This window comes from Frigoribacterium sp. 9N, assembly GCF_902506305.1.
Taxonomy (GTDB): Bacteria; Actinomycetota; Actinomycetes; order Actinomycetales; family Microbacteriaceae; genus Frigoribacterium.
This window is the reverse complement of sequence record NZ_LR733392.1, coordinates 631852-646776: the sequence shown is the minus strand read 5'-3', so window position 1 is coordinate 646776 and position 14925 is coordinate 631852. Positions and strand designations below refer to the sequence as shown.

The 14925-nt window shown below is 71.7% G+C and carries 12 protein-coding genes and 1 tRNA gene; 4 read left to right on the top strand and 9 right to left on the bottom strand.

The genetic code is table 11. The annotated features are described in order from the left end of the window. Positions 1–63 precede the first annotated feature (63 nt). Together ARTHRO9V_RS06160 and pta are read right to left on the bottom strand one after the other, a co-directional pair. Positions 64–1257 carry an acetate/propionate family kinase gene (locus ARTHRO9V_RS06160; RefSeq protein WP_159826145.1) on the bottom strand — a complete coding sequence of 398 codons (1194 nt, stop codon included), beginning with the start codon at positions 1255–1257 and terminating at the stop codon, positions 64–66. Then, on the bottom strand, positions 1254–3395 hold the full coding sequence (pta, locus tag ARTHRO9V_RS06155) for a phosphate acetyltransferase (RefSeq protein ID WP_159826143.1): 2142 nt from the start codon (positions 3393–3395) through the stop codon (positions 1254–1256). Before pta ends, ARTHRO9V_RS06160 begins: the two co-directional genes overlap by 4 nt. An 85-nt stretch (positions 3396–3480) precedes the next feature. On the opposite strand from pta, the gene ARTHRO9V_RS06150 reads away from it, so the two are divergent. Beyond that, positions 3481–3972, top strand: coding sequence for a GNAT family N-acetyltransferase (locus ARTHRO9V_RS06150; RefSeq protein ID WP_159826141.1), 492 nt, complete (start codon positions 3481–3483; stop codon positions 3970–3972). Between the two features lie 89 nt (positions 3973–4061). Here ARTHRO9V_RS06150 and ARTHRO9V_RS06145 read toward each other — a convergent pair whose 3' ends face one another. From ARTHRO9V_RS06145 to ARTHRO9V_RS06130, 4 genes are all read right to left on the bottom strand, one after another. Then, positions 4062–5921 carry a BCCT family transporter gene (locus tag ARTHRO9V_RS06145; protein WP_159826139.1) on the bottom strand — a complete coding sequence of 620 codons (1860 nt, stop codon included), beginning with the start codon at positions 5919–5921 and terminating at the stop codon, positions 4062–4064. 54 nt (positions 5922–5975) lie between these two features. Further along, on the bottom strand, positions 5976–7271 hold the full coding sequence (gene nhaA / locus ARTHRO9V_RS06140; RefSeq protein WP_056046486.1) for a Na+/H+ antiporter NhaA: 1296 nt from the start codon (positions 7269–7271) through the stop codon (positions 5976–5978). Positions 7272–7330: 59 nt separating this feature from the next. Beyond that, positions 7331–8644, bottom strand: a complete 1314-nt coding sequence (locus ARTHRO9V_RS06135) for a PP2C family protein-serine/threonine phosphatase (RefSeq protein WP_159826137.1) — start codon at positions 8642–8644, stop codon at positions 7331–7333. Between the two features lie 109 nt (positions 8645–8753). Beyond that, positions 8754–8838: transfer RNA gene (locus ARTHRO9V_RS06130), tRNA-Ser, on the bottom strand. A gap of 120 nt (positions 8839–8958) precedes the next feature. On the opposite strand from ARTHRO9V_RS06130, the gene ARTHRO9V_RS06125 reads away from it, so the two are divergent. The 3 genes from ARTHRO9V_RS06125 (at position 8959) to ARTHRO9V_RS06115 (ending at position 10708) form a co-directional block, all read left to right on the top strand. Continuing rightward, the gene (locus ARTHRO9V_RS06125; RefSeq protein WP_159826135.1) at positions 8959–9480 is read left to right on the top strand and encodes a YbaK/EbsC family protein; all 522 of its coding nucleotides are present in this window, start codon (positions 8959–8961) and stop codon (positions 9478–9480) included. A 50-nt stretch (positions 9481–9530) separates the two neighbouring features. Next, positions 9531–9911, top strand: coding sequence for an RNA-binding S4 domain-containing protein (locus ARTHRO9V_RS06120; protein WP_159826133.1), 381 nt, complete (start codon positions 9531–9533; stop codon positions 9909–9911). Between the two features lie 158 nt (positions 9912–10069). Next, the gene (locus tag ARTHRO9V_RS06115; protein WP_159826131.1) at positions 10070–10708 is read left to right on the top strand and encodes a hypothetical protein; all 639 of its coding nucleotides are present in this window, start codon (positions 10070–10072) and stop codon (positions 10706–10708) included. A 70-nt stretch (positions 10709–10778) separates the two neighbouring features. Here the strand turns inward: ARTHRO9V_RS06115 and ARTHRO9V_RS06110 are convergent, their stop codons facing one another. From ARTHRO9V_RS06110 to ARTHRO9V_RS06100, 3 genes are all read right to left on the bottom strand, one after another. Continuing rightward, on the bottom strand, positions 10779–12701 hold the full coding sequence (locus ARTHRO9V_RS06110; protein WP_159826129.1) for a helicase HerA-like domain-containing protein: 1923 nt from the start codon (positions 12699–12701) through the stop codon (positions 10779–10781). A gap of 138 nt (positions 12702–12839) precedes the next feature. After that, positions 12840–13550, bottom strand: coding sequence for a phosphatase PAP2 family protein (locus ARTHRO9V_RS06105; protein ID WP_123570502.1), 711 nt, complete (start codon positions 13548–13550; stop codon positions 12840–12842). A 92-nt stretch (positions 13551–13642) separates the two neighbouring features. Further along, a complete protein-coding gene (locus tag ARTHRO9V_RS06100; protein ID WP_056046500.1) occupies positions 13643–14872 on the bottom strand; it encodes a multidrug effflux MFS transporter in 1230 nt (409 codons plus the stop codon). Positions 14873–14925 lie beyond the last annotated feature (53 nt).

Genomic DNA, 14925 nt, shown 5'->3' with positions numbered 1-14925 from the left:
CGACCTGCGTACCGGGGCTCTCCCCCGTCTGAGGGTCGGTCGGCTCGTGCACCCGCAGACGCCTCAGCTGAGGGCGGCGGCCTGTCGGGCGATCTCGAGTTCTTCGTTCGTGGGGACGACGAGGACGGACACCCTCGACCCCTCGGGCGAGATGTACCGCGCCTCGCGGGACGCGAGTTCGTTGCGGTCGTCGTCGACGTGGATGCCGAAGAACTCCAGGCCCATGAGCGTCCGGCGACGCAGCAGGGCGTTGTTCTCGCCGACCCCTGCCGTGAAGACGACGGCGTCGAGTCCCCCGAGCTGGGCGACGTAGGCACCGATGTAGTGCCGCAGGCGGTGCCGGTAGACGGCGAGCGCCGCCTCGGACACGGCGTCGCCCCGGGACGCGCTGTCCTGCACGTCGCGCATGTCGCCGCTGCCGGTGAGGCCGAGCAGCCCGCTGCCCTTGTTGAGCAACGTCTCGAGCTCGGCGAAGTCGAGTCCCGCCTCACGGTGGAGGTGGAACACGGCGGCGGGATCGATGTCGCCCGAGCGCGTGCCCATGACGAGCCCCTCGAGGGGCGTCATGCCCATGCTCGTGTCGATGGACCGTCCGCCGTCGATCGCGGCGGCCGACGCGCCGTTGCCGAGGTGCAGCACGATGGTCTTCAGCTCGGCCAGGGGGCGACCGAGGAACTCGGCGGTCTTCTCGCTCACGTACTTGTGCGACGTGCCGTGGAAGCCGAAGCGACGAACGTGGTGCTTCTTCGCCAGCTCGGCGTCGATCGCGTAGGTGTAGGCGGCGGGGGCGAGCGTCTGGTGGAACGCCGTGTCGAAGACCGCGACGTGGGGGACGTCGGGGAAGGCCTCCCGGGCCGCGCGGATGCCCTGCAGGTTGGCCGGGTTGTGCAGCGGGGCGAGGGCCGACAGGCGGTCGATCGCCTTCTCGACGTCGGGCGTGACGACCGTCGCGCGGTCGAACTCTTCTCCGCCGTGGACGACGCGGTGGCCCACCGCGACCGGCGGGTACTCGGCGAAGGACGGGCCGTGCGCCTCGAAGGCGGTCAGCATCGCGGCGAAGCCGGCGGCGTGGTCGGCGATCGGCTGGGTGTCGTTGCGGGTCTCGTCGCCCGTGACCTCGTTGCGGTGACGGGTCGACCCGACGTCCTCGCCGATGCGCTCGACGAGACCGCTCGCGAGCGTGCGCTCGCCCTCGAGCTCGATCAGCTGGTACTTGAACGACGACGAGCCGGAGTTGACGACGAGGACGGTGCTCACGAGGAGGCTCCTTCGGTGCTGGTGACGGTGCCGGCGGCGGCCTGCGTGCCGGCCTGGATGGCCGTGATGGCGACGGTGTTGACGATGTCTCCGACGAGGGCCCCGCGGGACAGGTCGTTGATCGGCTTGCGGAGGCCCTGCAGGATGGGGCCGATCGCGACCGCACCCGCACTGCGCTGCACGGCCTTGTAGGTGTTGTTGCCCGTGTTGAGGTCGGGGAAGATGAACACCGTCGCCCGACCGGCGACCTCGGACTCCGGCATCTTGGCGGCGGCCACCGTCGGGTCGGCCGCGGCGTCGTACTGGATCGGCCCCTCGACGAGCAGGTCGGGTCGGCGTTCGCGGACGAGTGCCGTGGCGGCGCGGACCTTCTCGACGTCCGCACCCGAGCCGCTGTCGCCCGTGCTGTAGCTCAACATGGCGACGCGGGGTTCGATGCCGAACTGCTGTGCGGTCTGCGCCGACGAGATCGCGATGTCGGCGAGTTGCTCGGCGGTCGGGTCGGGGATGACGGCGCAGTCGCCGTAGACCAGCACCCGGTCGGCGAGCGCCATGAGGAACACGCTCGACACGACTCCGACGTCGGGCAGCGTCTTGATGACCTCGAAGGCGGGCCGGATGGTGTGCGCCGTGGTGTGCTTGGCGCCCGACACCATGCCGTCGGCGAGGCCGAGCTTCACCATCATCGTGCCGAAGTACGAGACGTCGGTCACGGTGTCCATCGCCTGCGAGACCGCGATGCCCTTGTGGGCCCGCAGCTTGGCGTACTCGGTCGCGAAGAGCACCTGCAGGCTGGGGTCGAACGGGTCGAGCACGCGGGCGGTGGCGAGGTCGAGACCGAGCTCGGCGCCCCGGGCGCGGATGGCCGTCTCGTCACCGAGCAGCGTGATGGCGGCGACGCCGCGCTGCAACAGGGTGGACGCGGCCCGCAGCACCCGGTCGTCGTCGCCCTCGGGCATGACGATGTGCTTCTGGGCCCCTCGCGCCCGCTCGAGCAGCTGGTACTCGAACATCAGGGGCGTCACCACCCCGGACGGGCTGACCTGCAGGAGGCGCAACAGCTCGGCCCCGTCGACGTGCGTCTCGAAGAGGGCGAGGGCGAGGTCGTACTTGCGGGGAGAGTCGGCGGCGAGGCGCCCGCGGGTCTGGGTGATGGCGAGGGCCGTGTCGTAGGTGCCCGTGCTCGTGGTCGCGATCGGCAGCGGGCTGTCGAGCCCTTCGAGCAGGCGCTCGACCTGCGGGGCGAGGGCGAACCCGCCGTTGAGCACGATGCCGGCGAGCGACGGGAAGGTCTCGGAGGCGTGGGCGAGCACCGTCGCGACGAGCACGTCGGAGCGGTCGCCCGGCACCACGACGACGGCACCCTCGGTGAGTCGCGGCAGCACGTTCTCCATCGACATGGCCGCCACGACGACGCCGAGCGCCTCTCGGTCGAGCAGGGCGTCGTCGCCGCGCAGCAGGGTCGCACCGGTGGCCTGCAGCACGGCGCGCATCGTCGGGGCGACGAGGACGCGGTCCTCCGGCAGCGTCCAGATCGGGACCCGCCCGGTGGGTGACGCCTCGAGGGCGTGGCCGATGCCGTCGACGACCTCGTCGAGGTGGTCGGGGTCGACCCGGTTGGCGACGACGGCCAGCAGGCTCGCGTGCTCGGAACGCAGCTCGGCGGTGGTCAGTTCGGCGACTTGGCGCATGTCGGCGCCCGAGCGCCGCGTCTGGCCGTCGGCGCTGCGGCCGCCGAGAACGAGCAGCACGGGCGCGCCGAGGTTGGCCGCGATGCGGGCGTTGTACGACAGCTCGGTGGGGCTGCCGACGTCGGTGTAGTCGGAACCGATCACCACGACCGCGTCGCACTGCCGCTCGACGGCGGCGAAGCGGCTCACGATGGTGGCGAGCGCGGCATCGGGATCGGCGTGCACCGCGTCGTAGCTGACGCCGACGCACTCGTCGTAGGCCAGGTCGACGCTGTCGTGCGACAGCAGGAGTTCGAGCACGTAGTCGCGCTCGTCGGTCGAGCGGGCGACGGGTCGGAACACCCCCACCCGGCCCACCTCGTGGCTGAGCGTGTCGAGCACGCCCAGGGCGATCGTGGACTTGCCAGTGTGGCCTTCGGCAGAGGTGATGTAGATGCGTGTCGACACGCTCGCCAGCCTACGGGCGGCAGCCTTCGAGCCGCCGGGGAAGCGTGCTGGCGGAGGCCGCGAGACACCTCCTAGGCTCGTCGGCATGCAGATCCGCACCGCGACCGAGACCGACCTGCCCGGCGTCCTCGAGATCCACGCCGACGCCGTGGCGCACTCCCGGGCCATCTGGACCGACGTCACGCCGACCCTCGAGGGTCGGCGCGAGTGGCTGACCAGCCATCAGGAGGCGCGGCGCAGCGCGATCGTCGCGGTGGACGGCGACGAGGTGCTCGGCTACGGCAGCTACGGGCCGTTCCATGCCAAGGACGGCTACCGGCACACCTGCGAGAACTCGGTCTACGTGCGTCCGGGGCAACAGGGCAAGGGACTCGGACGAGCGCTGATGGCCGAACTCGTCGAGCGGGCCACGCGGGACGAGCTGCACGTCATGGTGGCCCTGATCGAGGCGGGCAACGAGGCGTCGGTGCGGCTGCACGCGTCGCTCGGCTTCGAGGACGCCGGCGTGCTGCGCGAGGTCGGCACGAAGTTCGGCGAGTGGCTAGACCTGCGGTACATGATCCGCCGACTGGCCTGACCCGGGCGCGACGGGACCGACGAGGCACCGGGACGACGACGGGCGCCGCCTCCGGGGAGACGACGCCCGTCGTGGGTGGAGCGGTGGGGTCAGCGTCCGGTCGAGCCGTCCTGTCCGGTGTCGCCGGGCGTGTCGAGCCGACCGTCGATGGCCGGGTCGGGCGACACGACGTCGACCTGGAGCGGAGGCTCGGCGACGACGGCCGAGGCGGACGTCGCCCGGCTCGCCGGGGAACCGTCACGGCCACCCCGGACCCGGCGTCTGACCGCCTCCCAGGGGCGGGCGAGTCGTGTGCCACCGGCCTGGGTCGGGGCGTCGACCTCGAGCCCGTAGTACGCGCCGACGTGCTCCAGGAGGACGTCGCGCTCGGCCTTGTCGTACGCACGACGTTCGCGGGTGAAGGCGATGATCGTCGACCAACACGTCAACAGCAGCACGATGCTGAACGGCAGCGCCGTCGTGATCGCCGCGGTCTTCAGGGCGTCCAGACCGCCGGTCAGGAGGAGCGCGACGGCGAGCAGGGCGGCCACCAGGGCGAAGAACACCCGGAGCCAGTTCTTCGGCTCGATGTCGCCGCCCGACGCGATCATCGCCATGACGAGCGATCCGGAGTCGGACGAGGTGACGAAGAACACGCCGATGAGCAGGATCGCGCCGAAGGTCAGGACGGTCCCGGCGGGCAGGCCGCCGAGCAGGGCGAAGAGCGACCCCTCGACGTCGACCGAGCCGTCGGCTCCGACGAGGCCACCCGAGCCGTCGGTCTGCTGGTGGATGGCCGCACCACCGAGGACGGCGAACCACAGGAAGGTGAGGGCGGTCGGGACGAGCAGCACGCCGAAGACGAACTGGCGGACCGTGCGGCCCTTCGAGATGCGGGCGATGAAGATGCCGACGAAGGGCGCCCACGACATCCACCACCCCCAGTAGAACGTGGTCCAGGCGCCCTGCCACTCCTCGCCGGCGGCGCCCTGCTGGGCGGTGACGTTGAAGGACAGCCCGACGATGTTCTGCAGGTAGGCGCCGATGGACTGCACGAAGTCGCGCAACAGGAACTGCGTGGGTCCGACGATCAGGATGAACAGCAGCAGGGCGGCCGCGAGGATGAGGTTGAAGTTCGAGAGGATCTTCATGCCCTTGGTCACACCGGTGACGAGCGACACGATGGTGACCGCCGTGATGACGGCGATGATCGCGAGCTGGCTCACGATGCTGCTGTCGGCGATGCCCGCCGCCTCGAGGCCGGCGCCGATCTGGATGACGCCGAGGCCGAGCGAGGTCGCGACGCCGAACAGCGTGCCGACGAGGGCGATGACGTCGATCAGGTTGCCCCAGCCCCCGCGGACGCGGTTGCCGAGGAGGGGCTCGAGGGCCCAGCGGATGGAGACGGGACGACCCCTCCGGTGGATCGCGTAGGCGAGGGCGAGTCCGAGGACGACGTAGATGGCCCAGGCGTGCAGCCCCCAGTGGAGGAAGGTCTGGGTCAGGGCCTGCTGCGCGAGCTGGTCCTCGGTGCCGGTGACGCCCGGTCGTGGCGAGGCGAAGTGGCTGAGGGGCTCGGAGACGCCGTAGAAGACGAGGCCGATGCCCATGCCCGCGGCGAAGAGGAGCGCGAACCACGAGCCGGTCGAGAACTCGGGCTCGTCCTTGTCCTTGCCCAGCTTGATGCCACCGAACCTGCTGAACCCGAGGAACAGGCTGAAGCCGACGAAGAAGGCGGCGATCAGGACGTAGTACCAGCTGAAGTTGCGGACGATGCCGCTCTGCAGGCCGAGGAACAGCGCCTCGGCCGAGGCGGGCGCGATCAGGGTGTAGGCGACGAAGCCGAGGACGACGACGGCGGCCGGCCAGAAGACCCAGCGGCGCAGTTGAGGGGTGGTCGAGACGGTCTCCGTCAGGGAAGCGGGATGGTCGGCGGGGGGCCCGGAAGGGGGCGGAGTTGTCGTGGCCATGCCTCCATGGTGACGGTTGAGGGGCCCGCCGTCCCAATCACGACGTCGTCCGGGTCACCGATCCTGGTGACGGTAGTACCGGTTGCGGGGTCGCAGGACGGCCGTCGCGAGGACGGCGGCGAGCACCGACGCGACGAGGATGGCCACCTTGGCGTCGTCGTCGTGAGCGCTGCCGAGCCCGTAGCTCAGTTCGGCGACGAGCAGGGACACGGTGAAGCCGATGCCCCCGAGGAGGGCGACGCCGGTGAGGTCCACCCACTTGATGCTCCGGTCGAGTTCTGCCCGGGTGATCCTGGTCGTGATCCAGGTCGTCGCGAGGATGCCGACGGGTTTGCCGAGGACGAGGGCGGCGATGATGCCGATCGTGACCGGACTGGAGAGAGCCGTCCTCAGGCCGTCGAGGCCACCGAAGGCGACCCCTGCGGAGAAGAACGCGAACACGGGGACGGCGAAACCGGTGGAGATCGGCCGGAAGCGGTGCTCGAAGACCTCGGAGAGCCCCGGTCCCGCATCCGGGCCGCCACTGGCCTGGCTCCGGATGACGGGGACGGCGAAACCGAGGAGGACGCCGGCGACGGTGGCGTGGACCCCGGAGGCGTGGATGAGCCCCCACACCAGGACGGCGACCGGAAGGAGGATGAACCAGTTCGCGGCGGGGTGCAGGCCGAAGAACCGTCGGAACCTCTGGGTGAGGAACACGTACGCCGCGAGCGGCACGATGGCGAGTGCCAACGGGACGACCTCGATCGCGCTGGTGTAGACGAACGCGATGATGCCGATGGCGATGAGGTCGTCCACGACGGCGAGGGTCAGCAGGAAGATGCGCAGCGCGCTGGGCAACCTCGAGCCCACGATGGCGAGGACCGCGACGGCGAAGGCGATGTCGGTCGCGGTGGGGATGGCCCACCCCCGCACCGCCTCCGGGTCGGAGGCGTTGACGGCGGTGAAGATCAGGGCGGGGACGAGGACTCCGCCGAACGCGGCGGCCACCGGCACGATCGCCTTGCTGACCTTCCGCAGCTCTCCGGCGACGAACTCCCGCTTGAGCTCCAGCCCGACGAGGAAGAAGAAGATCGCCAGGAGCCCGTCCGCGGCCCACTCCCCCACGCTCAGGTGCAGCCCGAGACCCTCCGGGCCGAACTCGAAGTCCCGGAGCGCGAAGTACGCCCCCGAGAGCGGTGAGTTCGCCCACACGACCGCCAGGACGGCGGCGACGACGAGGACGACCCCGCCCACGGTCTCCTTCCGGAGGATCTCGCCGAGGCGGGTGGACTCCGAGGTCGTCTCTTCGGCGAAGAGTCCGGGAGCGACGGCGGGAGGCGGGGAAGAGGGCAGGTCGTCGTGGGGCATCGTCGTCCTGTCTTACCAGACGACGCCGGGGCGGGCACGGGTCGAGGTGACGGCGACCGTCACGCCCGTGTCAGAGCCGGGGCGAACGTCGCCGCGACGACGGTGACGTCGTCGGCCTGCTCGTCGTCGCCGACCAGCTCGGCGACCTTCTGCACGATGTCGCTCGGGTCACCGGACGAGATGAGCAGCAGTTGGAACTGGCTGAAGGCGTGCAGTTCGTCCGGGAAGAGATCGAGGACCCCGTCGCTGATGCAGACGATCGTGTCGCCTGGGTGCAGCTGGTCGGCGTACGACGTCCAGCGGTCCCCGAGGCCGATGGGGAGGTCGGACGACTGCAGCCGCTCCACGAGACCGGTGGCGCGCCGGATGAGCGCCAGCCCGTGTCCGCCGTCGGCCCAACGGATCTCGCCCGACGGCGTGATGCGGGCGTGGAAGCACGTGGTGAACTGGACGTCACCGTCACCGCTCGCGAGGCCCGTCGTCGCACGACGCAGGGCCACGGCGGGGTCGAGATCGTCCGACGAACTGCGGATGACGGAACGCACGGCGGCGGCGATCATCCCCGCTCCGACGCCTTTGCCCATGACGTCCCCCACGGTCAGGGCGATGCCGTCCGGGGTGGGATACCAGTCGTAGAAGTCGCCCCCGACGGCGCGGGCGGGGATGCACCTCCCCCGGACGGCGAACATCTCGGGAAGGAGGCTCGTCTTCGGTGGCAGGAGCGACTGCTGGATGGTCGCGGCCCGGTCGAGCTCCCGTTCGACCGCGTGCTGCTGCGCTCGGGACAGCTCCACCTTGCGGCTCGCCTGCCGGGCGAGCTCGTTGATGGCGAGGCCGATGGTGGCGTAGATGGCCAGGGAGAAGGCGATGCGGATGAACTCGCTGGGCGCGCGTCCGCTCGGCTCGATCACGAACGGCAGCATGAAGGTGACCGCCGATCCGATCAGCAGCCACACGATGCTGAGCCGCCCCGGCCACACGGCGATCCAGACGATCGGCAGCAGGATGATGGGGATGAAGACGGACCCGCTGTCACCCGTTCCGTAGCGGAGCAGGCCCACCGCGACGAAGTCGGCGGCGGGGATGACGATCTCCCAGGTGAGCAGGCGGGGACGCCGGGAGACCATCGAGGCGAAGACGACGCCGCAGAACGCGGCGAAGACGCCGGCCCACATGCTCGGTGCATCGCTGACGGGCAACCACGGGATGAGCGTGCTCACGACCGCGGCGAGCAACACGAAGAGGAAGACGAAGCCCTGCTTGAGCAGGGCGACGTGACGTCGCGAGCCGGCCGACATGACCCGCGCGAGGAGGCCGGAGTCGCCCCAGACGCTGGGGCGCAGGGTGTCGTTGCCCAACTGACTGACGCTCATGACCCAAGGCTAGGGCGACCGGGCCTCCATCGGGGAGAAGGCGATGCCCCAGAACGTGGGGCGAGGACGAGAAACGGCCCCTCCCGGGGAGGGAAGAGCCGTCTCGATGCGGAGGATAGGGGATTCGAACCCCTGAGGGCTTGCACCCAACACGCTTTCCAAGCGTGCGCCATAGGCCACTAGGCGAATCCTCCAGGGCGGGCACACGGTGAACCGGCGCACGACCGAGACCAGCGTACCGGACTCCGCGGGGCCCGGGGGACGCCCCCGTGTCGCTGCTGACCTTGAGGCTCCCTCATGGCTACCGTCGAGGCATGACCGACGCGCACCGCCCCTCCTCGGAGCACCTCGACGCCGCCCTGCCGCCGCGGGCCCGCGCCGTCGTCGCCGCCCTCCGTGCCGCCGGCGCCGAGGGCGAGGTCCGCGAGTTCGACGAGTCGACGCACACGGCCGCACAGGCCGCCGCCGCCCTCGGCTGCGAGGTGGGCGCCGTCGCCAGCAGCCTGGTGTTCCACACCGGCGGGGAGGCCCTGCTCGTGCTCACCAGCGGCGCCCACCGGGTCGACACCGACCTGGTGGCGTCGACGCTCGGCCGGGGCCCGATCATGCGGGCGAACGCCGACCAGGTGAAGCGCGCGACCGGCCAGGTCATCGGCGGCGTGGCCCCGGTCGGCCACCCCAGCCCGGTGCGGACGCTCGTCGACACCGCGCTCGAGACCCACGACGTGCTCTGGGCGAGCGCCGGCACCGCGAACACCGTTTTTGCCACGACGTTCGCCGAGCTGGTGCGCGTGACCGGGGGCACCCCGGCGCGCGTCGCCTCCGACGACCTCTGAGACCGGCCCCCTCGGTCGTCGACGTCGGCGGCCACCCGTAGCATTTCCCCATGCCGCCCCTCACGTCCGCCCGCGTCGACGCCTGGCTCTGGGCCGTCCGGCTCTACAAGACCCGCTCGGCCGCCAACGCCGCCTGCCGGGCCGGTCACGTGCGGGTGAACGGCGAGCGCGTCAAGGCCGCCCAGGCCGTCCGTCCCGGCGACGAGGTCCGGGCGCGCATCGCAGGCTTCGAGCGGATCGTCGTCGTCAAGACCTGCCTCGTGAAGCGCGTCGGTGCTCCGGCCGCGGCCGAGGCGATGACCGACCTCACTCCCCCGCCACCGCCGCGCGAAGAGGTCGCCGCCGTACCGGTCCGCGACCGAGGCGCGGGCCGCCCGACCAAGCGCGACCGTCGCGAGATCGAGCGCCTCCGGGACCGCCCAGAGAGCTGACACTCGCTCGACTCCCCCGATCGCGGGCTCCCCGCACTGGGGTGGGACGCCCCGGTATCTGTGCGAACGCATCGTCTACGCTGAGGGCACGGCGCTGCCCCGACAGCAGCAGCCTCGGGTCGGGGGACTCGGGGTCACGCCGACCCCGGGGGGACGACATGAACACGACCGACGCGGCGATGCCGACCGAGCGGGGCTCCGTCACGGTGCGGCCACGGCGCGAACTCGCCCGGAGCGCCACGCTCACCGGCGTCTTCAGCCTGTCACCCGTGCTGATCGCGGTGCTGTGGCTGACCCTGCCGAGCGGTCACCAGAGCGGCGTGCTGGCCGTCACCTGCAGCGTCGTGGTCATGGGACTGCTCATGTACTGGCGCTACCGCCTCTCGTACGCGGCCGTCACGCGCAGCGAGTTCGTCAAGCGGGGGTGGTTGCCCGGCTTCGTCCGGCTGCGGCGCGACGAGGTCGACTCCCTCGTGCTCGTCCGCACCTACCGGGACCACTCGACCGAGACCGTCACGCAGCTGCTCGCCCTCGACGACGAGGGGCGACGCCTGTTCCGGATGCGGGGCACGTACTGGTCGGAGGCGTCCGTGCACGCCGTCGTCGACGCACTCGGCATCCCGACGACCGTCCTGCCCCGGACCCTCACCCGCCGCGAGTTCTTCGCGGCCTACCCCGACAGCCCCTACTGGTACGAGAGCCGCCCGTGGATCGGGGTCACCATCGCCTGCGGCCTGTTCGCCCTGGCGACCGGCACGCTCGTGGTGCTCTTCCAGGCGTTCGGCAACCCCGCCTGAGGACGTGCCCGCGGGCCCGGGCCTGCACCGCCTCGGGCTGCACCGACTCGGGGCTGCACCGACTCGGGGCTCAGCGGCGACGCAGCGTGCCGAAGATGCCCTTGACGACCTCGCGCACGACCGCCTTGCCGGCACTCGACCCGAGGACCTCGCCGAGCAACCCGCCGGTCGATCCGGACCCCGACGAACGGGACCCCGAGGAGGCGCGGGTCGTCGTCCCGCGCCCGGCACGCGCCTTCGCGGCCGCCCGCTCGGCTCGCTCGAACTCCTTCTGCTGACGTTCGTACTCGGCCTGGGCGGCCTTCCGCTCGCGCTCGGCGGCGGTGACCGCCCGGGCGTCCGCCTTCTCGCGGGCCGCGGCCTCCTTCAGCTGGGCGTCGATCGTCGCCTGACGTGCCGCGGCGTCGGTCCGTTCGCGCTGGTCGAGCGCGGCGGCCTCGAGCTTGCGGGCGAGGATCTCCCGGGCCGAGTCGCGGTCGATCGACGCCCCGTAGGAGGCGGTCAACGGCGACGCCGCGACCGCCGCGGTCATGACGTCGGCCGGGGTCGGCGACATCGAACCGCGCGGGGCACGGAGGCGCGTCCACGCGACCGGGCTGGGAGCCCCCTTCTCGTTCATGACCGTCACCACCGCCTCCCCGGTGGCGAGGCCGGTGAGCACCGCGGCGAGGTCGTAGTCGCTCGTCGGGTACGTCGACACCGTCGCCCGCAGGGCCTTCGCGTCGTCGGGCGTGAAGGCGCGGAGCTGGTGCTGGACGCGCGAGCCGAGCTGGGCGAGCACCTCGCCCGGGACGTCCTTCGGGGTCTGGGTGACGAAGACGATGCCCACGCCCTTGGACCGGATGAGCCGGACGGTCTGCGTGATCTGCGCCAGGAACTCCTTCGAGGCGTCGGCGAACAGCAGGTGCGCCTCGTCGAAGAAGAAGACGAGCTTCGGCTTGTCGAGGTCGCCCACCTCGGGCAGGTCGTTGTAGAGGTCGGCGAGCAGCCACATCAGGAAGGTCGAGAACAGCGCCGGCTGGTCGTGCACGCCGGGCACCTCGAGCAGGCTGACGACGCCACGACCGTCCTCGGCCGTGCGGAGGAACTCGGCGGTGTCGATCTCGGGCTCGCCGAAGAACGCGTCGGCCCCCCGGTCGGCGAACGTGATCAGCTCGCGGAGGATCACCCCGACGGTCTGTCTGCTCAGCCCGCCCAGCCCCTCGAGTTCGCCCTTGCCCTCGTCGCTCGTCAGCCAGGTCAGCACGGCCCGCAGGTCGGACAGGTCGAGCAGCGGCAGCCCGGCCTGCGCGGCGTAGTGGAACACCAGGCCGAGGCTGCTCTCCTGCGTGTCATTGAGGCCGAGCACCTTGCTGAGCAGCAGCGACCCGAAACCGCTGACCGTCGCGCGGACCGGCACGCCGGTGCCCTTGCCGCCGAGGGCGAAGTACTCGGTCGGTGCCGCCTGCGGCGACCAGTCCTGGCCGATCCCCCGCGTGCGGGCCAGCAGCTTCTCGTTCGCCTCGCCCGGCGTCGCGATGCCCGACAGGTCGCCCTTCACGTCGGCCGCGAAGACCGGGACCCCGGCCGCCGAGAGCTGCTCGGCGAGCACCTGCAGGGTCCTGGTCTTGCCCGTGCCGGTCGCACCGGCCACGAGCCCGTGCCGGTTGAGCATCGCGAGCGGGATGCGCACGGGCACGTCGACCCGGGCATCGCCGTTCACGAGGGCGCCGAGCTCGAGGGCGGGACCGTCGAAACCGTAGCCCGCGCGGACGAGGTCGACCGCCGACTCGTCGAGCGGCCCGCCGGACGGGACGGGCAGGCCGTCGACCGGGGTGCCGGCGACCGGCTCGGGTTCGGTCAGCCCGGCGTCCGCCGCGGCGTCGGCGACGTCCGCCTCGGCCGCGAGCCGCTCGGCCCGCGCGAGTGCCGCCTCCGCGTCCTGCTTCGCCTTCTCGGCGGCGGCGACCGCTGCGGCGGCCTCCGCCCTGGCCTGCTCGAGCGCGTCCGTCATGCGGCCAGCCTAGGCACCCTGCGCACCGCGGTCCGGGCGAGTTCGGACACACCGGGCGACGCCGCACGCCGGCCTCGTCCGGACCCGCTCGTGATCGACCCCGCGAGTGCCCCCGTCATCGACCCCGAGAGCGCCCCGTCAGGCGCGGCGCCCCTGCCAGATCCAGCCGCGACCCCGCACGCGCTCCTGCTCGTCGAGCAGCCGGTGCGCGACCGGGGCCCAGAGGACGACCGCGACCCCGGCACCGATCAGCAGTCCGCCGATCGTGTCGGTCAGCCAGTGCGCCCCGAGGTAGGTGCGGCTGAGCAGCATCAGCACCGTGTAGGCCGCGCCTGCGACCCACACCCAGACGCGTCGCAGGATCACCCCGAGCACGACGGCCAGCGTCGCGGCGTTGGACGTGTGGCCCGAGGGGAACGAGCCGTAGTCGCTCACCACGAGGATGTCCTCGGGACGGGCCCGGCCGAACGTGTGCTTGACGACCTGGACCACGCCCGCGCTGAGCGCGCAGGCGGCGATCCAGTAGAGCGCGGCCCAGGGGCGACGGCGCAGCAGGAAGAGCGCGGCGACGCCCAGCGGGACGACGAAGACGCCGACCACGCCCGCGCCGATCGAGTTGAAGATCAACGAGGGAACGTCCCAGAACGGGCTGCGGTGCTCGACCAGTTCGCCCATGAACCGCTCGTCGACGCCGATCACCCCCGCCCGGGCCGTGATCACGACGCCGAGCAGCAGCACGACGCCGATGGCGCCGAGCGCGCTGAACACCCACCAGCGGCGCTGCACGCGGCGGGCCACCCGTTCTTCGGACGGCGAGGCGGGCTTCGGGGCGAGCGGGTCGGTGCGCATCCCCAGACGGTACCGGGAGGCGCGGATCGGCGACCGGGAGGCGCCGGTCGTCGACGCTCGACGCTCGACGACGGACGACCGGGAGGCGCGGGTCAGCGACCCAGCGCCGGCACCGTCCGCGGGCGCACCAGCAGCCACAGGCTCGCGATGGCCACGCACGAGGTGGCGACCATGACACTGCCCATCGGCACGGCGGACCCGATGCCGAGGAACCCGACCACCGGCGAGATGAGCCCCGCCAGGCCGAAGTTCAGCGCGCCGAGCAACGACGCCGCCGTCCCTGCCTCCTTGCCGTGGTTGGCGAGCCCGAGCACCTGGACCTGCGGGAACGAGAAGCCGCAGGCCGCGATGAAGAACCACAGCGGCACGAGGATGCCCACGAGCCCGGCACCGAGCGAGTCGAGCACGACGATCGACGCGGCGGCGAGCAGCAGGACGATCGTCGAGCAGGCGAGGATCCACTGCGGCCCGACCCGCCGGGCCAGCCGCGAGCTGATCTGGACGCCGGCGACGATCCCGAGCGAGTTGATCGCGAACAGGTAGCCGTACTGCTGGGCGTTCAGGCCGTAGACCTCCTGGAAGAGGAACGACGAGGCCGAGAGGTACGAGAACAGGCCCGAGAAGACCATCGCCCCGATCAGGGCGACGCCGACGAAGATCCGGTCGCTGAAGAGCACCTTGTAGCGCTGTCCGAGCGTCGTGTGCCCGGCCTCGTGCCGCCGGGCGGGCGGCAGGGTCTCGACGATCAGGAAGATCGCGGCGATGATCACGAACGCGCCGTAGGCCACGAGGAACACGAAGATGCCGCGCCAGCTGGTGAAGGCCAGCAGCTGGGAGCCGATCACGGGCGCGACGATGGGGGCGAGCCCGTTCACCAGGGCGAGACGCGACAGCATGCGCACGAGCGGCAGCCCACCGAACAGGTCGCGCACCGTCGCCATGGCGACGACGCCCCCGGCGGCGGCACCCATGCCCTGCAGCACCCGGAACACGGCGAGCAGCTCGATGGTCGGCGCGCTGGCGGCGCCGATGCTGGCGAGGATGTGCACGGCGGTCGCGACGATCAGCGGCGTGCGACGGCCGACCTTGTCGCTCCACGGCCCGACCAGCAGCTGCCCCACCCCGAAGCCGATCGTCGTCGCCGTCAGCGTCAGCTGGATGACGCCGCTGTCGACGGAGAAGTCCCGGCTGAGTTCGGGGAACGCCGGCAGGTAGAGGTCGATCGTGAACGGCCCGAGCGCGGTGAGCGCGCCGAGCACGACGACGTAGACGAGCCGCTGGCGGCGGGTCAGGGAGTCACCCGGGTGGACGACGGTGGTCACGAGGCAGGTCCTGTCTGGGGGGTCGCGGAGGGGCGGTCACGGAGGGAGGGCAC

What these genes read in the sequence shown, in the direction of transcription:
- ARTHRO9V_RS06115 (WP_159826131.1), top strand. Translation starts at nt 10,070, where the DNA reads ATGAACACGACCGACGCGGCGATGCCGACCGAGCGGGGCTCCGTCACG.
- ARTHRO9V_RS06145 (WP_159826139.1), bottom strand. Translation starts at nt 5,921, where the DNA reads ATGGCCACGACAACTCCGCCCCCTTCCGGGCCCCCCGCCGACCATCCC.
- ARTHRO9V_RS06110 (WP_159826129.1), bottom strand. Translation starts at nt 12,701, where the DNA reads ATGACGGACGCGCTCGAGCAGGCCAGGGCGGAGGCCGCCGCAGCGGTC.
- ARTHRO9V_RS06120 (WP_159826133.1), top strand. Translation starts at nt 9,531, where the DNA reads ATGCCGCCCCTCACGTCCGCCCGCGTCGACGCCTGGCTCTGGGCCGTC.
- ARTHRO9V_RS06135 (WP_159826137.1), bottom strand. Translation starts at nt 8,644, where the DNA reads ATGAGCGTCAGTCAGTTGGGCAACGACACCCTGCGCCCCAGCGTCTGG.
- ARTHRO9V_RS06150 (WP_159826141.1), top strand. Translation starts at nt 3,481, where the DNA reads ATGCAGATCCGCACCGCGACCGAGACCGACCTGCCCGGCGTCCTCGAG.
- nhaA (WP_056046486.1), bottom strand. Translation starts at nt 7,271, where the DNA reads ATGCCCCACGACGACCTGCCCTCTTCCCCGCCTCCCGCCGTCGCTCCC.
- ARTHRO9V_RS06105 (WP_123570502.1), bottom strand. Translation starts at nt 13,550, where the DNA reads ATGCGCACCGACCCGCTCGCCCCGAAGCCCGCCTCGCCGTCCGAAGAA.
- ARTHRO9V_RS06125 (WP_159826135.1), top strand. Translation starts at nt 8,959, where the DNA reads ATGACCGACGCGCACCGCCCCTCCTCGGAGCACCTCGACGCCGCCCTG.